The sequence below is a fragment of the Neptuniibacter halophilus genome, assembly GCF_030295765.1.
GTDB classification, from domain to species: Bacteria; Pseudomonadota; Gammaproteobacteria; order Pseudomonadales; family Balneatricaceae; genus Neptuniibacter; species Neptuniibacter halophilus.
The window spans coordinates 25735-47597 of the sequence record NZ_AP027293.1; the positions used below are offsets into that span (position 1 = coordinate 25735).

General features: G+C 47.8%; 26 protein-coding genes. 15 read left to right on the forward strand and 11 right to left on the reverse strand.

The window, feature by feature from the left end; translation table 11 throughout:
* Positions 1–39 precede the first annotated feature (39 nt).
* Together QUD59_RS18520 and QUD59_RS18525 are read right to left on the reverse strand one after the other, a co-directional pair.
* Positions 40–1419 carry a hypothetical protein gene (locus QUD59_RS18520; protein ID WP_286241223.1) on the reverse strand — a complete coding sequence of 460 codons (1380 nt, stop codon included), beginning with the start codon at positions 1417–1419 and terminating at the stop codon, positions 40–42.
* 28 nt (positions 1420–1447) lie between these two features.
* Positions 1448–1798, reverse strand: a complete 351-nt coding sequence (locus QUD59_RS18525) for a hypothetical protein (protein ID WP_286241224.1) — start codon at positions 1796–1798, stop codon at positions 1448–1450.
* Between the two features lie 219 nt (positions 1799–2017).
* Between QUD59_RS18525 and QUD59_RS18530 the strand changes: the two genes are divergently transcribed.
* Positions 2018–2284 (forward strand): hypothetical protein, encoded by a 267-nt coding sequence (locus tag QUD59_RS18530; RefSeq protein ID WP_286241225.1) that lies wholly within the window; start codon positions 2018–2020, stop codon positions 2282–2284.
* A gap of 196 nt (positions 2285–2480) precedes the next feature.
* On the opposite strand, the gene QUD59_RS18535 is transcribed toward QUD59_RS18530, so the two are convergent.
* The 6 genes from QUD59_RS18535 to QUD59_RS18555 form a co-directional block, all read right to left on the reverse strand.
* Positions 2481–2822 carry a hypothetical protein gene (locus tag QUD59_RS18535; protein ID WP_286241226.1) on the reverse strand — a complete coding sequence of 114 codons (342 nt, stop codon included), beginning with the start codon at positions 2820–2822 and terminating at the stop codon, positions 2481–2483.
* Positions 2823–3084: 262 nt separating this feature from the next.
* Entirely contained in the window at positions 3085–3381 is a 297-nt protein-coding gene (locus tag QUD59_RS19275; RefSeq protein WP_350227814.1) for a GIY-YIG nuclease family protein, read from the reverse strand.
* Positions 3382–3390: 9 nt separating this feature from the next.
* Positions 3391–3849: a hypothetical protein gene (locus QUD59_RS18540; RefSeq protein WP_286241228.1), complete on the reverse strand. Its 459-nt coding sequence runs from the start codon at positions 3847–3849 to the stop codon at positions 3391–3393.
* 125 nt (positions 3850–3974) lie between these two features.
* A complete protein-coding gene (locus tag QUD59_RS18545; protein ID WP_286241229.1) occupies positions 3975–4487 on the reverse strand; it encodes a hypothetical protein in 513 nt (170 codons plus the stop codon).
* A 58-nt stretch (positions 4488–4545) separates the two neighbouring features.
* Positions 4546–5007 carry a DUF3085 domain-containing protein gene (locus tag QUD59_RS18550; RefSeq protein ID WP_286241230.1) on the reverse strand — a complete coding sequence of 154 codons (462 nt, stop codon included), beginning with the start codon at positions 5005–5007 and terminating at the stop codon, positions 4546–4548.
* Positions 5008–5065: 58 nt separating this feature from the next.
* Positions 5066–5593, reverse strand: coding sequence for a hypothetical protein (locus tag QUD59_RS18555; protein ID WP_286241232.1), 528 nt, complete (start codon positions 5591–5593; stop codon positions 5066–5068).
* Positions 5594–5724: 131 nt separating this feature from the next.
* On the opposite strand from QUD59_RS18555, the gene QUD59_RS18560 reads away from it, so the two are divergent.
* From QUD59_RS18560 to QUD59_RS18580, 5 genes are all read left to right on the forward strand, one after another.
* Positions 5725–7119, forward strand: a complete 1395-nt coding sequence (locus QUD59_RS18560) for a DNA cytosine methyltransferase (RefSeq protein WP_286241233.1) — start codon at positions 5725–5727, stop codon at positions 7117–7119.
* Between the two features lie 54 nt (positions 7120–7173).
* Positions 7174–7728: a hypothetical protein gene (locus tag QUD59_RS18565; RefSeq protein WP_286241234.1), complete on the forward strand. Its 555-nt coding sequence runs from the start codon at positions 7174–7176 to the stop codon at positions 7726–7728.
* A 183-nt stretch (positions 7729–7911) separates the two neighbouring features.
* Positions 7912–8511, forward strand: coding sequence for a hypothetical protein (locus QUD59_RS18570; protein ID WP_286241235.1), 600 nt, complete (start codon positions 7912–7914; stop codon positions 8509–8511).
* Between the two features lie 2 nt (positions 8512–8513).
* The gene (locus QUD59_RS18575; RefSeq protein ID WP_286241236.1) at positions 8514–8876 is read left to right on the forward strand and encodes a hypothetical protein; all 363 of its coding nucleotides are present in this window, start codon (positions 8514–8516) and stop codon (positions 8874–8876) included.
* A gap of 290 nt (positions 8877–9166) precedes the next feature.
* Positions 9167–9751: a hypothetical protein gene (locus QUD59_RS18580; protein ID WP_286241237.1), complete on the forward strand. Its 585-nt coding sequence runs from the start codon at positions 9167–9169 to the stop codon at positions 9749–9751.
* Positions 9752–9818: 67 nt separating this feature from the next.
* On the opposite strand, the gene QUD59_RS18585 is transcribed toward QUD59_RS18580, so the two are convergent.
* Both QUD59_RS18585 and QUD59_RS18590 read right to left on the reverse strand, forming a co-directional pair.
* A complete protein-coding gene (locus QUD59_RS18585) occupies positions 9819–10142 on the reverse strand; it encodes a hypothetical protein (RefSeq protein WP_286241238.1) in 324 nt (107 codons plus the stop codon).
* A gap of 97 nt (positions 10143–10239) precedes the next feature.
* Positions 10240–11256: a site-specific integrase gene (locus QUD59_RS18590; protein ID WP_286241239.1), complete on the reverse strand. Its 1017-nt coding sequence runs from the start codon at positions 11254–11256 to the stop codon at positions 10240–10242.
* A gap of 543 nt (positions 11257–11799) precedes the next feature.
* On the opposite strand from QUD59_RS18590, the gene QUD59_RS18595 reads away from it, so the two are divergent.
* The 7 genes from QUD59_RS18595 to QUD59_RS18625 all read left to right on the forward strand — a co-directional run bounded on the left by QUD59_RS18595 (position 11800) and on the right by QUD59_RS18625 (position 18277).
* Positions 11800–12342: a hypothetical protein gene (locus QUD59_RS18595; RefSeq protein ID WP_286241240.1), complete on the forward strand. Its 543-nt coding sequence runs from the start codon at positions 11800–11802 to the stop codon at positions 12340–12342.
* Positions 12339–13217 (forward strand): type IV secretory system conjugative DNA transfer family protein, encoded by an 879-nt coding sequence (locus QUD59_RS18600; protein WP_286241241.1) that lies wholly within the window; start codon positions 12339–12341, stop codon positions 13215–13217. Before QUD59_RS18595 ends, QUD59_RS18600 begins: the two co-directional genes overlap by 4 nt.
* Positions 13210–14520, forward strand: coding sequence for a type IV pilus twitching motility protein PilT (locus tag QUD59_RS18605; RefSeq protein ID WP_286241242.1), 1311 nt, complete (start codon positions 13210–13212; stop codon positions 14518–14520). Before QUD59_RS18600 ends, QUD59_RS18605 begins: the two co-directional genes overlap by 8 nt.
* A 270-nt stretch (positions 14521–14790) precedes the next feature.
* Positions 14791–15969 carry a ParM/StbA family protein gene (gene parM, locus QUD59_RS18610; protein ID WP_286241244.1) on the forward strand — a complete coding sequence of 393 codons (1179 nt, stop codon included), beginning with the start codon at positions 14791–14793 and terminating at the stop codon, positions 15967–15969.
* Between the two features lie 2 nt (positions 15970–15971).
* Positions 15972–16508 (forward strand): hypothetical protein, encoded by a 537-nt coding sequence (locus QUD59_RS18615; protein WP_286241245.1) that lies wholly within the window; start codon positions 15972–15974, stop codon positions 16506–16508.
* A complete protein-coding gene (locus QUD59_RS18620; RefSeq protein ID WP_286241246.1) occupies positions 16501–17220 on the forward strand; it encodes a hypothetical protein in 720 nt (239 codons plus the stop codon). The genes QUD59_RS18615 and QUD59_RS18620 overlap by 8 nt, the downstream gene beginning before the upstream one ends.
* 259 nt (positions 17221–17479) lie before the next feature.
* Complete coding sequence (locus QUD59_RS18625) at positions 17480–18277, forward strand: hypothetical protein (RefSeq protein ID WP_286241247.1); 798 nt, start codon at positions 17480–17482, stop codon at positions 18275–18277.
* 59 nt (positions 18278–18336) lie between these two features.
* Here QUD59_RS18625 and QUD59_RS18630 read toward each other — a convergent pair whose 3' ends face one another.
* A complete protein-coding gene (locus tag QUD59_RS18630; RefSeq protein ID WP_286241248.1) occupies positions 18337–20688 on the reverse strand; it encodes a DotA/TraY family protein in 2352 nt (783 codons plus the stop codon).
* Positions 20689–20761: 73 nt separating this feature from the next.
* Between QUD59_RS18630 and QUD59_RS18635 the strand changes: the two genes are divergently transcribed.
* Together QUD59_RS18635 and QUD59_RS18640 are read left to right on the forward strand one after the other, a co-directional pair.
* A complete protein-coding gene (locus QUD59_RS18635; protein WP_286241249.1) occupies positions 20762–21235 on the forward strand; it encodes a type IVB secretion system protein IcmW in 474 nt (157 codons plus the stop codon).
* Entirely contained in the window at positions 21222–21863 is a 642-nt protein-coding gene (locus QUD59_RS18640) for a hypothetical protein (protein ID WP_286241250.1), read from the forward strand. Before QUD59_RS18635 ends, QUD59_RS18640 begins: the two co-directional genes overlap by 14 nt.

A 21863-nucleotide genomic window follows, 5' to 3' on the forward strand; every position in this document is an offset into this window, starting at 1 on the left:
ACAGAAGAATTTACAGTCTCTAATGACCTTCTAAGTAGGCTACCCGATCGATGCAGCGAGGTAGCCTATGATCACTCCAATTCCCAGACCTAACACGCCGCAGCCCCAGAGTAGCTGTTTACGATCAGTTAGTTTGAGGCCATAGAGGTTTTTGATTTTGCTTTGCATCTCTATCAGGACTCGCTGTGTTTCGGTTGCGCCGTTTGTTTCAGTCAGCTGTAGATCAATTTCTTCGACCCGTTTCATGATCGCTTCCAGTTCCTTAGTTACGTCCTCAGTGTTTCTTAGGAGCGGGGAGAGCATATCTCCTGTTTTGGTTCCCTGTATCTCAAAACCCGATTGAATCATGTCCTCAAGTTCGTCCAACCGGTCGTTTAACGAAGGGCGTTGCTCTTCCTGTCTATACCAGTCCGGGTGCAACTCCTCCATTCTCTCAGTACGTTGCCTAAGCACGTACCAGAGATCTTCCTGATCGCTCCGTATGCATCTTTGTTCAAGATCATGTCTTAGCTCTGAGTTTGCGAAAGCACGATCGTTGAATAGCACTGCGCCCAGGAAGTCTTCGCCATCCCGTTCAAAACCTTTCTGGATAAACGCTAAGTCTGGATGTTGAAAGGCCATGTAAAACGCTTTTCTTAACGCAGGATCCTGATGATCTTCGAAGGCTTTAAAATGTTTACTGGAAGGGAGAACAAGTTTCGCCAGGCAGGTGCGTACTATCTCAAATCGCTCTGCGCACCGATCATCTTCAGGTGATTGCCATCTCTGCATGATGGTCATGGGATCTATTATCGATGGATAGGCTGGTGGAAGCTTTTTTCCCAGGGCTATTAGCAAGTTAGCGGCTTCTACAGTTGTTGGCATGGTGGCAAACAGTCGCCATGCTGCTTTAATGCATTCTCCGCTCCGATACTCAGCTTCACCATCACAGAAATCTTCAGGCCTCTTAAAGGCCAGGCGTTCATTCCAGCATGTGTGAGTGCATAGCAGTATCCACTGGTCTTCTTCCAGTTCGGCAAACGGCTTATTTCGTCTATATAGGTCAACTAGAACTGAATCCGGTATGTGCCGATTCCGCATGAGAGCCTCAAGTTTATCGATCTCCCAGTTGGCAAGAAGCCCCGGTAAAATCTCCGCTAGCCAGAATGGGGACAGCAGCTCTTCTTCAATGATGGTTCCGCTAAGTACTGCCTTCTGAATGGTAGGATCACCTTTTTCATAGAGTTGCTTCCCTGTATCAATATCGATGCCAAAGAGGGCCAAGCCAAGGTTAATAATGGGGTCATCCCGTGATAAGAGAGATTCCTCAATTTCTCTGGAATTCAGAGGTTTCTTACTTTCTCTATTGGTGCGTAGCCAGTCATAAACCACACTTGGTTCTGAGTGCGCCAGACGGTATTTCTCGCTCCACGATTCCATGTAAGACAATCCTTTTAGTTTCAGAGGGTCAGGCCCATTGTTGTTTGGCTTTGGCTGCGAACTCCGGCTTCACGATGCTTACGTGCTGCAGGTTGATAAAAGGGAACATCTGCGAGTCAAAGAGAGAGTTTCCTTCTTCGTTCTGATATTGGCTTAGGTCGCTCTCCTGGAGCTTCCCTGGGCGCGTTTCAATGACTCTAAAATGCTTTCCTTCAGCAACTGGTCGTAGCTTTCCACCGCACTGGGGGCAGTGCTTGCTACTGCGTGCCTCGAAATCGAATTTCCACCAAGCTTTGCGGCACTTTCCGGAACAGGTTTTGTATGGGAGATCGGTTGTAGATGAGTACGTTATGTGATGTTCCGTATCAATGGCGATCATCAGAATTATCCCTTTCTATTGTTGTGGCCAGAGTATAGCAATTCTCTGGTCAATTCAGAGCTTTTCCCTTTCGATCTGCCCCGGCAACCTGGGTCACATATTAAATAGCTCTATATTGTTATATTGCGTTTTAAATATAACTATTAAGGGTTATATTTTATGGAAGCACTTTAAACAGAGGATAAGAAAATGCCTGGGAACACTAAAACGGACTTTGATATGGATTGCGTTGATTCGCTGGTGGTCCAAGTCGATTATGAGGATGCCCCAGATACGCTCAAAGCGCCGGAAGATATGACTGGCTGGCTGGTGGAAGGCGTATCAAATGGTTCCTACCCGATGCAGGATGATGGATTTCCTTTTCAGGGATTTGTCCGGTGCCGGGATCAGAATGGCTGCATAGTGCGCTGCTCTACGGATCTGGACTTCGAAAGTGTGCTGGTATTCGAGCGTGAAGTAGATTTGTCAGGCAATAGTGAAGGCTAAACCGAGGAGAATAGGCTTTATGAGTAAGCTTGGTATTTTCGTAACGCTTTTTTTCTCTTATACTCCAAGAGCCCATAAATCCTCGTAGGTTTATACGGCGGCTGGTAGTGCTGAGAGGGGGTAGGATCCCTCTCAGGTCAAACGCTACCAGCTTTATTTTATCTCCCTCATCCTAAATCTCTGCCGTTCTATTCGTTCACTCTATTTTCTGGCACTGACCTTTCGCAATCAGCGGATTTCTAAACCTGATGCTGGCAAATTCAGCTGCCAGTGTGTCACGGTCTATATACAACACATCCACCCCAGATGCGCCGACATGCGTGGCGTAGATTCGTAATGGCATCATTTCATCATGGATCGTAAATATCTGACGATCCCACCGCAGGACATCCCCTCCAACCGAGTTTTCTTCTATCTCGTAAAGGTGGTTATAGGTAGCGCCTGTGTTGTAGTGCCCAATGCAGTGATAGGTCTCTTGTGCAGCAGTTGGGAGCGTTGTGAGGCAAAGCGTGAGGAGTGCTATCGGATTAGACGGCATGGTGTCCCCCGAAACTCGTATTTGGAAACTTGAGTATAGCCGGGAAACTGTGTGTCCGGAGGTGATCAATACCTTCCCCCAGGCACACAGATTTGAGGAACTGGAGTTAGATTAAGACCTAGACTGATTAATGACCCCTATGTTGAAGAAAAGTTATGTCATCGAGGCTGATGGACTCTTCAAGCTCGGCCGAGGTTTTTATTCTGGAGTACGCAATACCCCACATTACAAAGTCATCTTCTATTAATTCGCATAGTTGACATTAGTAAACATCCAACAAATCCTTATCACTTGAAATACCTGGCTCCCAGAGTGGACTAGATAGTGGAATTACCTCAAACCATTCTCTACGGTCATTGATTCTGTGATCATACAGCCTCGCATGAGCGATTTGCTCTGTAGTTCTTTGGTTAGCAACAGCCCAAACCCTATAGAGCTCAAATGGCAGTGGGGTATTTGTTCGGTACATCTGCTTTTTTCGCTGTATCGGATTGATACTGAAACCAACCTTAAAATCATTGTAATTTCGGGGGTCTCTCATTACATAGACGTGTTGCATACGGTCCTCTCAGTGTCGGTCGTAAAGCTTGGAATACCCGCAGTAAGCCATAGCTTGTTTTAACCCTTCCGTAGACAGCTCTACTTGTTCTTGTGGTGTATCGATCCCTGTCATGTAAGCCTGTACCTCCAGAGAAGGTGTCTGATACAGAATATCGACCAGCTGCTGCGGATCCTCAGGCAGCTGTTTGCTGTCAACGCTGATCACGCTTCCCTCAACGTACTCTCCGTATACATAAAACCAAGCTTCGTGTGCCTGGGGGCCGGAAGCCTGAAGTAGAACCAGTGAGGCCAGTGTCTGACCAACCACAAATTCTTGGCTTACCCTGCAGTCGCCTGGGTCCGAGGTTTGATAGGCCACCCAATCTTGGAAAACCCGCCGTTCAGTGATGTTCGTGGAATAAGAAATGGAATCGGCTAGCGCTGATGAACTAAGCAAAGCGATTGCCAGGCATGCGCGTTTAAGCATGTGTCACCGTCCTTGTGAGATATGATTAAAGTGAGAATTGGAATGGTACTGCGGCCTGCAGGGCAGGGGCAAGGTCAAAGAAACGGAGAGGGCAGGGTATCGGGCGATACCCTGAATGATTGGGTTTAGTTGTATCCTTTCCTGCGTTCTTCAAAGAAATCAGCAGCAGAAAGGCTTTCAGTGGCTCTCAGAGCCGCTTTCATGTGCTTGATGGTCTCAGCCTTTGCTCGGTTGAACGCCTCTATATGCCGCCCTGAGAAGCCTTCCTGCGTGGTTGGAAAGTAATACCCGTTAATACGTGTCGTTGCGTTCTGTTTGTCGTAGCGGGTCATAGGCTGTGAATGGATGTCAGCAGCATTATTCCGTGGACCCAGCTCAACGATCTTGAGCAGATTGAAATCGTAGCCGGCGCATACCCAGCTATCCTGCTCTGCGTTGTGAACAGCTTCTAAGGCTTGATCCAGTGTTACTTGAATCATAACCTCATCGCCATCACCGTTGAGGAAGTTGAGATCCAGGATCAGATCATCCCCCTGTATATGGGAAGTGTTATTTTCAATATGAAAATGTCTGACAAAATCGCCATCGATCTGAAGGCTGTCAGCCTCAACCAGCTGCTGAAGAAACATTACACTCATGGTTATACCTCGTAGGTTGGCTGGTGGATGAGAGCGCCACCAGCTGACGATCATCTGGTTAAAGTTTCAGTGACTTGGAGCGGCTTGAAATGCTGATCCTGAAAACCTTTGCAGCAGGCTTTTTGCGCAACAGGGTGGCAAACCATTCTGCGGGAATAGACACGATGAAATCATCACCAAGCTTGTGACGGGCTTCGTAGTAAGCATTGTCATCAAGGTCAGGGTTCATGCCCTTCGCATATACCACGAAGTTCTCAGAGGAGGTTCCCGGCAAGGTCTCCTCAACCCCCGCCATAAGGTAAACCCCTTTGCCTTTGACCAAATGGAAGGCGCGAGGGAGTTTGGCGGGATCGATCTTGCTTGCATCTGGAAGATTGTTTTCGTCCATGACAACCACACCGTTTGGGTAGTATTCCGGGGTATCTAAATCCCCAAAGCAGGGCGTAGGCGTGTGATTGCTGTCCATGATGTGATCGTAAAGCTTCTGCACATCAGCGATCGGAAAAGAAAGAATAGCCATAACGGTTTCCTCGTAGGTTGTTGGCTGGTGGGTAGGATCACCAGCGTTCTGTTTTCAATTAGTTCGGTTGAAATTCGTACCGGACCACTCGCTTGTTGACCGTAGTGAGCCAGTCCCTTTTTTTGCATTCAGGCTGTTCGTGATAAGCCGAATAGCGTTTGGTTTTTCTATGAACCCCGCCAACGTCAAAGGTCGTTCCATCTTCAAGATGCGCGATCACTTGCCACTTGTAACGGTTGTTACTGGCTATCTCTTCGATTTCAGACTGTGGCACCGGCTTATCACCACGGAAGCGGGATTGGCACTGCTTGAACCGGCTGTTGTGATGCTGATCAGTACCAACGGCCAAATGGGCAAATTCATGGCGAAGCGTTTGCTCCAGTTTTTTCCATGCGGATGTCCCGACAAACAAGCTGCTGATTCGGACGATGCCGGTTGCAGTTGCCTCTCCGTATTTGGCTTTCATATGGACAACCTGCAGATCATGGAACCGGTGAGCCCACTTTGAAACAGGGATTTCCAGAGCACATTCAGCCATTACCTTGTGGGCAAGGTTAACAATCTGATTTTCTGTGATTTTTTCCATAAATAGTGCCTAAATATGTTTGTTTTTGTGTACGAATCGCTTGCAATATTACACATAAAATAAGATAATACAACTATGGATTTGAAAACAGATCGCTTCCTACCAGCGGTCTTACCTACGAGGAAACGAACATGACTGCGATGATTAACCCTTCACTCCTGACCCGCGTTAAGTCCTATATCTACACCCAGATTCAGGAGCACCGTAATTCCAAGCGCGTTTGGCTTCAGGGCCGCAAACTGGCAGAAGCCGGCTTTGTGAAAGGCGCTACCATTTCCAAGCATTGGGATGCCCAGCGTTGCCAGCTCACTTTCCGACTGGATGAAAAAGGCGAGAAGGTTGTTTCTGGCCGTGCGAACAAAACGACCGGTGACGTTACTCCGATCATCGATCTGTTAGACAAAGACCTTGCGCCTGCCGGAACCCGCCTGCGCGTGACCATCATGAAAGGCTTGGTTGTATGTACTTTGCACCACGAAGAGCAGAAAAAATGGGACCGTGAGCAGCGGATCATGGAAGTGATGCAGGGTAAGCGCCCAATGAAGGAAGGTTCCCTGTGTACTGGAGTTGGTGTGTCTACCTTCGGTGTTCACCAGTCCCTGAAGCAGCAGGGCATCATTTCCCAGCTGGAATGGGTGGTCGATGTTGAGCAGACATACCTTGAAGCGGCAGCGCGGAATAACCCAGCCCTGAATGACGATACCCAGTTGATTGTGGGGTCTATTGAAGAAGTGGAACCAGAGCTGCTATCTACCGTTGATGTGCTTAGCGTGTCACTGCCCTGCACCGGTTTTAGCTTGGCTGGCCGTGCAAAACTGGGTCTCAAATTTGGTGAAGCTCACCCGGAAGCAGCGACTGCAGTATTCGGCCTCATGCAGATCGTTAAGCAGACTAACCCCGGTGTGATCCTGTCCGAGAACGTAAAACAGGCGAAAGATTCTGCTACTTATCACCTGATCATTTCCGAGCTTGAGCGTTTGGGTTACACCGTGAAGGAAACGATTCTGGATGGCGCTGATGCTGGCACCATCGAAGATCGTACTCGCTACTTCTTTGTTGCTGTATCCAATGGACTAAGTGAAGCCTTCGATCTGGACAACCTGCCGACACAGGAACGGGTGTACGACAGAATGGCTGATGTGATGGATGAGGTTCCGTATGACTCAAGCATGTGGAAAGCGAATGATCACCTGAATGAAAAGGCGATCCGTGATAAAGCGGCCGGCAAGGGGTTTGAACGCCAGTTCATTACGGCTGTTTCCACGAAAGTAGGTGTAATTGGTCGCCATTATATGAAGGGACGGAGCACCGAACCTTTCTGGAAGCGTGAAGACGGCATGGAGCGCCTTATGACTGTATCTGAACATGCGAAAGTAAAACTGATCCCTGAGAAGCTGGTGGACGGTCTGAGTGCCACCGTAGCGCATCAGGGACTGGGCCAGAGTGTTCTGTTACCTCATATCACAGCGATCATGGACCGGGTGGCAGAAGGGCTGCTGAAATTTAACCGAATGACGCTGGCATGAGCCGATAGCCCTCCCTCCGGGGAGGGAACTTAACCAGACAGTAAGGAGAGCTTTATGAACGAAGCAAAAGTATTGCGCCACCAGCCAGATGACAAACACTATGAGTATGCCCTGATGGGGGAGACATTGGTTTGCCGATACCGTGAAGACAACAACACGGAATGGAACGATGTTGATATTTGGCACTGTGCTGCCGAGAACATTTCAACAGTCGGTGATGCTTGTCAGGCGGCAGATGATGAATTCGGCACCGAGCTGGTGGCTGACTGGAATCGGGCCATTCGAGAAGAAAAGAAACTTCAGCCGCCAGTGACTTACCTAATTCTGAAGCACTTCAGCGAACAGACACAGTATTCGATCTGGTCAACGGAGACCCCATCTGATGACACAACCGGGGCCAGCGGGGCAGGGTATGAAACTGCTCTGGAGGCAGTGAGAGACTTCTACCCGGAAGGATCAAAAACAGAAGGGGTTATGCTGGTGGACTTCACTGACATGGGCGCTGCTTATCTACAGATCACCTATGAGGAGCTTCCTAAGCTGGTGCAGGAGCGTAAGGAACCGATTGAACAATGGCTGGCTCGGCAGTCTGGGAGCAGTGATCAGTGACCTTGGGGTAGCAAGTACAGCAAAGAGCTGGTGGAAACTGGGTACTAACGCCAGCTCTTCGATGAATTTAGAATAGAGGGAGAAAAGGCTTGCCATGTACCGTTAAATGGTACATAATTTAGCTGTATTATTTACAACAGCGGCGCGATCCTACCCGCGCCTCAAACCTACGAGGAACATGATATGTCTATCGATTCTAATACCGTCCTGACTAAAACTATTGGTGACCACCAGCTTAAGGCTGAAATCTCTCTGTGCTGTGTCCTGCACGCAAACTACCCGTTTCAGATTCATGTAACTCTCGGAGCTGAAAAAGTTTTTGTCTACAGCTCTGCGCATATTTCGAATACCAGCGTTCAGGATATGCAGAAGATGTTCGATTCCGTTACCGTTCACACCTGTTGTAATGAGGGATGTGATCATCCGATTCTGCAAACTGAATCAGAAGACCAATCTATGCAGTGTTCTTCATGCCGTAGCGCAGCGGCAAAGGCTGAATTTGCGAAAGCCATGATTGAGATTGACCGGGAGGAACTTGAGGAGCTGATTGCTCGTAAAGAGCAGGGAATGGTTTATCGTACTTCCATCTGGATTCACGCTGAATTTGGTGATGATGAAGAGAAGATCGTGCTTTCCGATCGGCAGCTGACTAAGGCGAAAATCCAGCAGTACGCGAAAGGAGCTGGTTCTGTCACTGCTAAGCCTGATTATTCGGTCTGTTCAATTGATGATTATATCGATTCGCTGAAAGCCCGGATCGCTGAAGCAGAGCAGGGGGCCTGAAGATGAAAGAGAATAATCAAATGGCTAGTTCCCCAGAGATTGCTCTGGGGGCCTTGGCCCTTCTTCTGGGCGATTTGTTGAACTCGGTTCTGCTTGATGGGGCCACAGAGGCAAGAGACTGCCTCGACTGCTTTGAGGACTATGACTGGGTTATGAATCCCAATGGCGATAGAGTCCTATTCGATGAGCTGCTGAAAAAAGGACTCGATGGTGACATGTCTATCACTGAGCTGGATCAGTTCATGGGCATGCTTTCTGCAGAAGGTAACTACCATCATTACCTGTCTATTTATCAGGGGCGACAGGCGCTGGCTGGGCACCCGGTTATGATCAATGGCCGGGAAATCATCTTACCAAAGATATAGAGAACTTATTGGCTGGTGGGCGGTCTACCAGCCAACAAGTGAGCAATGGAATTGATATGTCCTGTGATACCTATGCACGACCAGACCCCGTAAATGCCCCCTGTGCGGTTCTAAGGAAACTCCGGAAAGATGCTAATACTGTTATAGATAAAGCACCTGAGGCATCGATCCTCGAACGTCAGGTATGGAACAGTTCAGATCTCTGCTGTTCGGCATTCTGTAAGGAACCAACAGTATGCATCCAATGTAATGTCCCACTGGATGCGCTTGTCTCGTTGGTGCATACAAATATGTGGGAGAAGGAAAACAAAATTTGGTGTGACGGTTTATTTGGCTCGAAAGGTCTCCATTGCGATGGTTGGCCAGAAGATTTTGGCGACTACTTCCTGAGCCCAATTAAGAGTAAGTGGTTTCCTGCTCAAGGTTCTTCAGAGATTTTAAATGTCTACGCATACGGCGGGGCCGCTCACTGTGCCAACGGTGTCCATCGCTTACTGGGCGGCATGGTGGTACTGCTGAAAGAATTTGGAGATAAGGCTTTCCTAAATCAGGTGAATGTTACTTATCACCCACTTAAGGTAGGGGCTGCGGAGATTCTGGATTTAGCATTGAAAGAAAATTTAAAGGTTGAATCCAACGGTGACTTTATTCGACTTCGCAGATTAATAGGACCCTTTGCTACGTATGACGCACGCAATAAAGATGCGCTTGTTGAATGCTCTCCACGCGATGTGAAGCTGGCAGAGAAGGTAGAGGAGAAGTGGAAGCGAATGCCGCGAGAAGTGATCGAGAAGCTTCTGAAAAACGATTGGCTCCATTCACAATTGCTACCTGCTGGTGGCCTGACCCTCGAACCAGTATTGGAAACCTCTTAATTTATCATCACCTGGTATCGGGTGAGCTGGCTTGAGAGCGCTCAATGGTCGATGGGTAATCCACCAGCTATGGATGGCTATCTGTATCGGATACCAGTTGCGCCAAATGTGCCCTTCTTTCATTAAAGCGTTCTTCAAGCTGTAACAGGGCTCTGTAATACCGAGAATTTTTTGCCCTCTTATCCATGTCACAGTGATCCACCAGCACCAGAACGGCACCTTCAGCTAAACCGAGCTGAAGCGTGTGCCTTGCCGCCTCAGTATCAGGAATGATCGCGTGAGTGGAATAGGGCATGAATGCGTGGGGCTGAATTACCAGAGCGCATCCAATTTTTTGTGCTCGATTGCTCAAAGCACGGAGTTTTTCAGTCACCGGATATCGCTTGGCCATCTTAAATAGATCCCTCAATAAGAATGGGACCGACTATAAGCATTGGACCACCATTGATCAATGTTACCTACCTGGCTCAATGGGAACCCGTTGTTGGTTAGCGCTGGGGGCTATGGGGCCGCTCTACAGTCACCGTAGAATTTTCTGGCTCTGTGTAACGGTTGCCGGCTTTTTCGCGGATACGCTCGATCTCAGACGGATCTGCTTCAACACCGCATTCATTCCCCCGCCCAAACTTTTTCTTTCCGTAGTGGCTGGTGGCTGTAGCATCGCTACCGTGGCCCATTAGTGCTGCGATCGTTTTGATGGCGGTCTTGGCTTGCTTGAGGTTCGCTGAAAATTGATGACGGCCTGAATACAGAACAGGGTTTCTTTTTCTGCTGGGCCAAAGTTTTCGAGTGGTGTAAGTCATGCGGTCCTTACAGGCAGTGTAATAATCCTGAAAGGCTTCTTTGTCGGGGAGATTCTTCACTGACCTGTAATGTGTTAATAGTGTGAGCCATCTTTCTTCTGAGAGATCAGTGAATCTCAGTGTCCGGCTTTCACCATGGGCGCGACCGTTGGTTGCCTTCCCATTCTTAACAATCAGAGTAGGCTTGTCAACGATATTACCACTGGCATCCATCTCCCCTGGGACCAATAATTCTGATCCCCACCACTCTGATGGACGGAGCCCTGTTATCTCCGTGGCCCCCAAAAAGAGTAGGGTGCGCAATGCAGTGGATTCCTCTTCTTTTCCTCCCCGCGAGACATACCTTTCATGAGACTCGATTAAAGCCTTTGTAAGCTGCTCTGAATCGCGCTCTGAAAGTGACTTCTTTTTTGTCGCGCTTGTCTTCGTCGCCTCGCTGCAAGCAAAGGTGCCTATGTCTGCAATGGTGCCTGCTAAATCGGTATCCATTGCTATGGTTTTCATATACCAAACGAGTGCCGCTCTGTTTTGTCTCCAGGATGCCTTGGAGATCGTTTCTCGATAGGCCCCCAGCCAACTTAGGAAATCATCCTCATGAAGATCCCAATCCCTTTCGCGCTCTTTCAGGTAGGCCTGTAGCCGTCCCTGAGCGCGTTTAAGGTAGTCTGCCTCGGTCTTTTCGACCCGTGTTGGTAACGACATTCAATAGGCCCCTATGTTCTTAGGTATCTATTCTCGCTTAGGTCTCTATTTACACCGGGTTTCTCATACAAAACAGGCCCCATTTCGCTCTTGATTTGATAAGCGTTGCCATTTCCCTATACCCCCACGTTACTGCGAGTGTTTTTGCGGGTGTTACAGCGAGTATTTTCCCAAGTGTTACAGCGAGTGTGATTTGAGGAGGATTCTAGCGTAATCGAACATGATTTGCAGAACGGATTATTAAAATATACCTACGAAACGGAAGTGTACTCAGAACTCTGCCGCGATCAGGTATTGAGATGCCTAACAATGGCGTTCTATAAGGGCATCACAAAAAAGCCTGACTTATCAATAAATTAAGCTCTCAAGGTAACTTGTAAGTTCCGTGGAGTCACCTACAAGGCACCTACAAGGTTCCTACAAAGTTCCTATGAGTTACCTACGGGGAACCTCGTAGGTAACTCCACGATCTCTAGGGCTTCAAAAAATTGTTACGATAGGGGATAATTAAAATATTATTGTTAAACGGGATATTAAAAGGCTATGAAGCTACGTTCTATATTTTCACCGCTGGCCGCTGCAGCGATGTTAAGTGCGATTGCAGGCTGCCAAACGATGCAACCTGAAGAACCTAAGACCAAGGCCGTCCCGCAAGGGCCTAGTTTGGTGGAAAGTGATCCTGCGATGCTGCAGCTGGTGTCAATCGCCCAGAACCTTCATGAGCGCACGGCGATTAATGACCAGATTATGACTAGCCGGTATGGCATTCAGGAGGAGGCCAGAGTACCGGTGGATAATCTGCCCTCTGATCTCAAGCGGATCATCTCCTACCCAGGCGGTGCTCAGCTCCCTTTAGAGACCGCGCTTAAGGATCTCTGCCAGAAGGGCAACATTAGTTATATCCATCCCCAAGGGAAAAAGCCGCTAACCGGTATCTATGTGATCTTTGACGGGCAGCTAAGAACTGTCGCTGAATTTATTGCTGATGCAGCCAGACAAGCTGGTTATCGCGCTGACGTTGTTTTCGATATCACTGCAGAGCCTAATCCTTCAATTCAGATTATTTATAAGGGTGCGGTACTGTGAAGAAGCGAATCATCGCCTGTTCTGTTTTGGCCGTCATAGCGTTATCCGGGTGTGGGTCCACTACTCAGCCGAAGATGAATGTTCCAGATGCTGAGATGGTAAGAGCCTCAAAGAAAACTTGGGACACCGATCTGAGTTTAGAGGCATTGCAGTCTTTAAAAGGCGTTAGCGCTGAGGAAGCAGTGGCCTTGCAGGTAGAGACTGGCGATGGTTCCCGCTACCAAGCCCTCAAAAATGCGGCCTATAACTTAGGTATCCAGTCAGGGCTCTATAAAAGAAGGCTGCATCTCAACCAGATGCTGCAAACAGCCCAGCCTCAGCTTGGCAAGATTTTCGACTTCTCTCCCTGGATACTGCCTGGCAATGTGTTTCCCCCTGTCATTACTGAAACACAGGGAATGCTTCAGAAGAATGGCCGTACAGAGCTGAGAGGTGTGCGTCATTCTTACCATATTCTGACCATGCCTCAGGTTTTGATCGAACCTCCTACTTACCTTAACTACCTAGTTCGTCATTATCCCGCCCCATCTCGGCCTAATGCATTGCGCTTGCCAAATGGTGCAGTTGAAGAAAAGAACTGGGCTCTATGGGTACAGGAAGGCTGGGAGATTGGAACGCAGCAGGCTGATCTTCAATATCAAGCGGATGTGAACAGACTGAAGCGTGACCTGAAAGGGATTCGTTTATTCCATGATCTGGTCGCCAAAAAAGTAATCACCATGCCGCGTATTGCTCGGCAGGAGTTTGGTGTCGTGAGATCTAAAGACGGTCGCACACTCAACATTGGTGATGAAGTGCTAAGCATTGTCACTGATTCCAATTTCACGCCTGCGGATGAGTGGGTGCCAGTAATAGGGGAACGTATCGGTGAATAGCAAAGCCAAGTACTTTGAGGCCAAGCTTATACCAGTGCAGCGGCTGCCATCTCAGATCACGCCAGCAGTCTTTGACGAACTCCTGATGATAGGAGCTGAGCATGGCGCATCCGATGTGATTTTTAGATCCTCAACTGAAGTACGGGCGCGTGTCAGTGGCTCGCTCCAGAAAATTAGTGATGCTGCAATAGATGTAGAAGATATTATGACGTTCATTGCCAATTGTGAGACTAAGCAAATGGCAATCAGTTTACAGAGCGGCAATGTAAAGTCATTCGCTTACAGTGTCCGGACTTCTGTGAATGGCGAGATGAAAGCTAAAAGATTCCGTTTGTCGGCTTCTACCGTTGTTGATAAGCGATCTGAATCAGGTGCACGACTCGTATGCCGTCCGATTGAAGACCGTGCACTACCAATCGCAGCACTGAATCTGCCTACAGAACTCCAGTCGATGCTCACCACCCGCAATAATAAGGGAATCATCCTTATTACTGGTGAGACCGGCTCAGGAAAAACAACCTTGCTTGCTTCTGTAATCGATGAAAAGGCCAGACAGGACGGTATCAACATTGCCACCCTAGAGGATCCGGTCGAGTTTAATCTTTCCTACCTTAATGACGAGTCTGCTTCAGTCGTATCGCAAGCAGGCATAGGTCGGCATCTGCCTAATTTCTCAGAAGGGTTAAGGGGTCTGCTTCGGGATAATCCCGATGTAATCATGGTAGGCGAGATGAGGGATCAGGAAACGATCAAGCTGGGCGTAGAGGCAAGCCGTACAGGCCATCTTGTTTATTCCACTATTCATGTCACAAGTGTGGCGGCCATCATCGACAGGATGTGTATCTCTTTTGAGGGGTCTGAGCAGATAGAAATTGCTGCCAGCCTCATTGATAGCCTTCGGTGCGGGGTTAATCAGCAGTTGGTGGCGAAACTCTGCCCACATTGTTCCGAACCTCTATCTGAACTCGATCCAGTCTTAAAGGACGCCGCTATTGATATATCCGGTGCGCGTCAAGCGACTGGCTGTGAGAAATGCGACGGGACTGGTGTATCAGGACGTTACCCAATTATCGAATACCTAATGTTAACCAATCAAACGCGGTTGGAATTGAATGTCTTGCTGATTACCAAGGGGCTGGGGGCGATTACCCACCGACTTATGGAGCTGGTGGAGCAGTACGGTCAATCAAAGTTACAGGCAGCTCAAAGCGCGTTTGAAGCAGGGGCGATATCTCAGGAGGTTTTTGTCTCGATCTTTGTTGAATATCAAACAATGGAGTATCTGAAAAGTGTCAGAGCCTAAGGAGATAAGGTGGTGGGATACTTCACTGCCTATGACGATCATGGGGTTATCTGGTGAGCCTTTTGTGCTTGTTGTATTGATCCCTCTTTTTCCTTTCGGTCCTTTCATCTCCTTTATTGGCTGGTGCTTGCTGGTTAATTTGCTGATCAGTTGGGGATTCCGGAAAGGGTTTATGCAGTTTCTGTTCTATTTAAAGCGCGAATTTTTCAACAACCGCCGACGTATCTACAGCGCAAGGTATAGCAAACGGCGATTTCAGGGTTATTAATCATGTTCAAAAAAGAAAAGTACTTCGAGAAAACCCCGGTAGCGGATTATCTGAAATCGATGAACGATCTTGGCTACGATGGGCAAATGTTAGTGCCAATTATTGCATCCGATGATGGCTATGCTCAGATTAATATGGCCTGGCTGGAGCTGGTTCTGGATGGCGAATCGGTTGTGGCGCGTATTATGGAAGACCAAATTTCAGCAATCGCTAAACGCGGCCAACATCTCAACGCTGCCATGGGCGGTGCAACACACCTCTATGGAGTAGAAGAGGGGGGAGTAGAGTATTCGGTTCATCCCTACATCTTCGAGCCTGAAGATACACGCAGGGCTGAATACGCTACTTCTGAATTGAATCTGTGCCTGATACACGCGGGCCTGGATCGGCTCGGTCTGGCAGGGGAAAAGGTGGCGCTCCTCACCGGTTTACCTTTGGAAGAGTGCCTGGATGGAGAGAGCGGCTTTAACGAGATGCTTATATCCCGGAAAGTGAAGAACTTGCGCCGTAAGGTCTATGTCGGCAAGTCCGGAAACCCGTCTGCTGAAGTCGTATTTGCGGGTGTATACCCGGAAGCTCTGGCTGGCATGATGGATTACATGCTGGATGAGTACGGTAATTTGCGTGATGGGGTGGAAGAGAATGTGGCTCGTTTAGCAATCGATATCGGCGGTAATACCACTGACCTAGCCATTGTGCTTCCTGGCGGCGTTGTTGGTGAAAAGCTTACCCTGAAGCAGGGCGTTAAGCATGTTAAAGACAAGCTACGCCTCAATCTGATGAAGCGATTCGATTATGAGCCAGACGATATGATGCTGGAGCAGGCTTTGAAAACCTGCAAAGTGTCGTGGTTCGGTGGTCTGGAAGAAGATGTAACCCCTGAAGTAGAAAATGCTGTTGATAGTGTTATGTCTCCACTTACCAAGCAAATTGATGCATTTAAGAAAAAAATCCCTTCATTGCGTGAAATCGTTGGCTTTGGAGGTGGTGTGGCTTTGATGGAAGACCTGATCCGCGAGAAAAATCCAAACATCATTATCATCGACAACCCTGCCGGGGCAAACGCCCGCGGATTCCTGAAAAGTGCTTTGCTCTATAGCTTCGATGAAATCATGGCTGATGTTGAGCGGGCCTTGAATGCAAAGGTTAGCACTCCAACTGAAGAATATGCTGCAGGTTAGTTATGGGTAGTAAGAAACTGATACTTACTTTGCCAACTGAATTGAGCGATCTGGAAAACGCGGCTGTAGACCTCTACAACACTGCACCGCGCTTTTCCAAAAGTCGTAAGGTGCTTGATCTTATAGAGGGTGGAATGATCCTCAAAGAGATGGGGTTGCTTGAATACGTGGTGGGGCTGCGTTCTGCGAAGGAGATGATCGGCGCGAAGGAGTCAGATCAACTTCATGCATTGAAGCATAAGGTATACACAACACTGGACGGTGCTGCGGCTCTACAGCGGTCAGACAGCGCCGTACAGCAAAAGGTATCGTCTGCGCAGAATGTCGCTACTGAATCGCCATTGCCGCCCTCAGAGACACCGCAAGCGCCTGCTCATGAGTCGCCTCAGATCCCCCAAGAAGTGCGTAAGGAGGAAACGCGGGATGAACCGGAGAAAACCATTCCTAAGTTGAAACGAAACATTGGGGAAGGAGGTAAACGTCCTTCAGCGGGCTTTGCTGGCATGATGCAGATACAAACAGGACAAACACATGAATAAAGTATTGTTGAGTTCGATATTAGCGGTATCTCTTGTTGCAGTAGAGGCTCAGGCGAGGCTGGTTATCATTCAAGATGATTCGGTGATCCAGGCAAGAAAAGAGCAGGCCGCTAATGCTGCAAAAGTCCAGGCTATAAAGGAACAAGAAGCTGAGCGACAGCGGTTGCTGCAAGAAAGTGAAATGAAAATTCGGAATGCTACTGTTCAGTTCGAACAAACGAACTACCAGGTTATTGCTGACCGGACTGAAAAGGTTATAAAGCACTTTGGTGTACCGCCTAAGCAGTTACCGGCCCTTGGCGGGGCTGCTTTAGATAGTCCTTTCTGGATGGCGATGAATGCGATCGTACCGACTGGATGGAAGGTTTATTTGGATAATGCTGTTGATGCCCACCTGCCTGTGAGCTGGAGTGGTCAGAGATTTAACTGGATAGCCATTCTTCACCAGCTGGGCGTGCAAAAGCGTTTGGCGTTTGATATAGATTGGAATCAACAGGTTGTCTTGGTGCGTAAACGGAGTTCTGCGATAGATTATCTTCGGGAGCAGCATCAAGCTCGCAATAGTTCACAGGAGTTCTTGATCACAGTTGATTCTGAGAACAGTGAATCGATCCCCGAAGGTGGGGAGGGGGTTCTGGTTATCAATGGGCAGCCGGTTAAGGTTAAGCGAACCGAGCGCTTAGGCAGGCCCAAAGAGCGGCAGGAACAATGAATCAAACGGGCTTATGCCCGTTTTTTTGTGCTAAAGCGAATGTTAGCGTGATTTTCATCGGCTGGAATCACCTACGAGTTACCTACGAGTTACCTAGTGGCTTAAAAATTACATTACTGGATATGGGAGTTACCCAGTAAGTACCTACGAGTTACCTACGAGTTACCAAAAAAATCCATTCTCAATCAAAAAGCCTTGCTCTTTTGGGTATTGACATGTATTATATAATTGGGTTTAAGTACGCATAAGGAATAATAAAATGGAACAAGTTGCACAGATCTCTGCCCAAGAGCAGGGCAAAGAAAAAAAGCCTTTCTTCCTGTTTCGGATTTTCATCTGGATCTGGGCTAATCCAACAATTTCGGCATTTGTCTTGGGGTTTACTTCATTCTGCTTGACTTTGTTTCTCGATAATATGCAGATCATCTTGATTGGGGGTTATTACATCGGTTCGGGGACTGATTTGCTGATTGGAGGGTTAACCTTTGTAGCCCAGCCGGAAGAAATGGCTATCAACCATTATCTGTATCAGGTCTATTCAGTAGAATTCTTTTTATTGCAGATGTATTGCGTAGTCTTGTTGCTGCTGGGAGGGAGCGCATTAGCGCTTGCTCCTAAAATGATCTATCGCACAGTATTGTTCGTTAAGAACAACACCAAGTACGGATGGGGTGGCGTAATCGCAATGATGATTATACCAGTGCTACCAGTGTTTTTTGGCTACCCTATTTACATGGGGTGGGAAGGTTATAGCATCGGTAGTGCTGGTGTCTCTTACTACCAGAAGGTTTCGTTAGATGGGCCGGGGGAAGCTGCTTTTTTGGCGCGCAGAGTCTATATTCCTGATGCAGTTGGTAATTCTCCTTTGGACAAGGCTGACTCGTTGATCGTGGCAGCGGCTAAAAGAACTTACAGTGGTGACCCTCAAGAATTCTCGGCTACTGTGCGGATCAAAAGTGGTTACAATGGTGAAGTTACAGGCTGGTGGCCTCCAGTGCAGTGTCGATGGTTTAAGGTTGGTTGTGAAAACTGGCAAAAGGTCGGCCTCACCAACTAACCCGCAGTAAATAGAAAAACCCGCATAGAGCGGGTTTTTTTTGTCGGAACCATGCTTCTTTACGTGAGCAGGTTGTTTTGTTGTTCCTGCTGTTTCTGTTGTCTGTTGGCTCCTGTCCCACCAGCGCCGGCACCGACATTGTGTTGAACATTGGATTGCCACCCAGCAATCATTGTTTGCCCTTTGTTTTCACCAATATTCTCATGAGCTGTTGAGGTGGTTGAGCCGTAATAGATTGGGATCTGATCTGGAACCTCATAAATTAATGATGTGCAGCGATATACGATTACCAACTCAAACATCACATAAATAATGACCATGACTAAAGCCCCCCAGATGTGGCTGAACGACTCAGAATTAGCCATAGGCGCATATTCTAGGAAGAGTGAGGTAAAATGCCCCATCTCGCGCATCAAAATCTGCGCGACATGCCAAGTCATGACCATGATGCTGGGCCGGGCCAAAATGGTGATCATGGTAATCCAACCCTGTTTAGCATGATCGCCAGCGTAACCATCACCGTCTGGCATTGCGTGTGCGGCCATCCAGAGAGGGGCTGCCATAAATGCCACAATAACTAAAAGATAATTGCCAAGAACGGCTAGATCCCACATGAAGAAGGGAAGGGCCGGTAACCAGTATGCAAGGACAGACCCTATGGCGATTAAAATAGGGCCTATGCTAAAAATCATGGAAACAAAGTTTTCAAGGAAAGCGCCTGCTGCCGCAATACCTCCTTCAGAAAGTCCTCCCGATACGTGGTTGACTACTGTTCGTAAAGCGGAGTCTGAAGATTCTTTGTTTGTTATAAAGGCGCTTGCTGAGTCCAGATATACACCAAGAAATATCATAGAGAAACCAGCGGTAGTCATACGGTATCCTAAGTGCTGTAGATTGGTGATCGGATCGTAGTCTTTAAAGTTAAACTGCGAGTCAACGAGGAGTGTTTTCATCATGCTCGAACTCACATTTGAGAAAACTGCTTCTGCATCAGCATCCTTGTAAAACTCACTCATTAAATATTCAGTATCCAGCTGCTGCCAGGCCTCGCTATCAGATGCCCATGGTGTGTCTTTGTTACCAAGCTTGTTAGCGTTAACGCTTTCAAAGGTGTCCTGACTCTCATATATAGCCTGATTGAGTATATGTAAGGTCCGGGTAAAGCGTTCGCTAATGAATTCATCCTCTAGGGATTCGATGGAAAATTCTTTTCCTGCGGGTGCTTGGGAGCCGAGTTTAGATAGGAAGTTCTGTGCGCGAGATTTTTCTAGCCAGGTGAATCCATTGTAGATCCATCCCCTTTTAGCAGCGTAGGCTGTTGTGTCCTTTTGCAGAGTTCCTTCAAGGTTTTTATTCCATTCTTTTTCTAGTGCCTGCCCTCCTTCGCGGAAGGCGATGAATAGCTCTCTATTGTATGTTTCCTTTGCATTAGCATAAGCTGCTGATAACTGCTGTAGGTCTGCTTTTTGACCGGGTATGATCACCCCGGCGGTGATGCCATTAAACAGTGTATTATGGGTTTTAATAACTGCCTGCTTGTGAGATTCCACAATCCGGTTTCTGAGTTGAATCTGGTGTTCGTTCATTGTTCCCCAGATGCCAGTCGGGTCAAATGCTTCTCCTAAGTATTGATCGTTGTCGACGGTCATTTCTACTTCGCCACAAACAGCATCACCTTCGGCGTTTTCATATGACAGTTTGAAATGTGCCGTATCAGAAACGAACCATTCATCTGAACTGTTGTCTTTTAGCTCTACTTTGTAACGTGAATCATAAAGCGGGTGATCCTTGTAGTAATCATTAACGGCGGCTGCGCATAGCGTGGATTTGCTTATTGATGCTATGACACGATTGATTTTTAGTGCATCAGGGCGGTAGGGAGTAACGCCGCCATTCACGAAAGTGTACTTCTGGCCCTCCGTATTCACTAAATTAGCAATCCACGATGCCTGCATACCCATGAAGGCGACCAATACTTGAGCAAGACAAAACCCTGACACCACGGGCAACAAGCCGCATAAAGAGGACAGCGCCCTGATTATTGACATTGTATCGTTGTATTTGGAGCTTTGAACTTGGCCTGAGGCACCGGAGACCAGCACTTTTTGCATTAAAAAGGCGAAAATTAGCCATACCAGAACAGAGAATGTAGCCAGATTGAACACCATGAACATGCTTGCGAGGGCAGTATCCATCTCTCCTTCCGGTACGGAGAAGACTGCGTAATCCGCAACTCCGCCAAAGATCGATCTGTATACGTTCTCAGGTGTTGGTGTGCTTGATGATATCCCGTTGGTATCGGAGGCCTGCATTGTGAAATCAGGCAGGCTTTGCATGACAGAATCTGCAGCAGTTGCAGTACCTGAGAGCAATATCAGCGCCATGATCGATAGTTTCAGCCACTGCATCATAAAATCCCATTTGAACAAATCTTATTATACCGTATCATAATAATATATTACGGGTCTGCATTATAGGATAGGTATGTCTGATTCACATGGCTCTGATCAGTTTTGGGATGAAGATTTAGCGTTAAGCGAAGTCATGGACAAAATCCAAGAGTATGAAACATGGGTCGTTGAAGATCCTGATGTTCTTCAATCTATGGATGAGTCGGTGCGACAGGTTCTTGCAGCCATTGATACCCAGTATCAGCGCATGCAGGAGTACCGGCCAAATGGCGATCATTCTGAGTTTCTTGAATCGATGTTAATCATCCTGGGATTTATGCCTGCGAAGAAAGCTCTGTATTACTTAACTTCGTTTCAGCAGTACCAAGGTTTTTTTGAGGCGCTGGCGAATAAGTTGAGCGATGCTCCCCCGTTAAAGGATTACGCAAAAACCCTGCTGGCTAGAGCCAGTGTGCTGCAACAGCGTCAACTGCAGATGGCTGTGAACAGCCAGGAAAACTTCAACCAGCTTACTCAGGCTTTGGAGCGAATCTTTGAAAAAGGTTAAGACCATAGCAGGTGCATTAATTGCCTGTACCACAGTATTGATAGCGCAGCCGGCTGAAGCTCTTTCGCGTGAGCAATTACTTGAAAATTGCAAACCATTGCTGGATCTCGCTAACAAAGCTTTATCTGATCGGAAGATGAAAACAGCAATTGAGGCCAATGCGATTGATGGTGGCGGAGCGCTCAGCGAGGCATCTTGCGTTGATAACCTCCTCGACTTTGAATTTGATGCATTTATGAATGTAGGCGGCTTTGAAGGGCTTTTGGGTGGTCTTTTTGAATCCATGAAAGGGCAGGTCAAAGATAGCCTCAAAAACATGACATGTGATTTTGCAGATGACCTCAAAGCAGAGTCAGACACCTTTCTGTCGTGTACGGCCAATATGAGTGTAGATTTGGCAGTTGCAGGTCAATTACCAACCCCGAGCCTGGAATCTTGTTTAGGCACCGGTCTAGATGGCAGTGGCTATGACTTCAGTTTTTCAGGCGGGAACGGGAACTATGGAATTTCCGAGCGCTTTGAAACGGGTGGAGGGACCAGTAGTAGCACGGGGACTCAATCATCACAGCAACTACTGGATGCTATTGGGAACAAGGTAAATCAGTTAAACCAAATGGGTGGGCAGTGA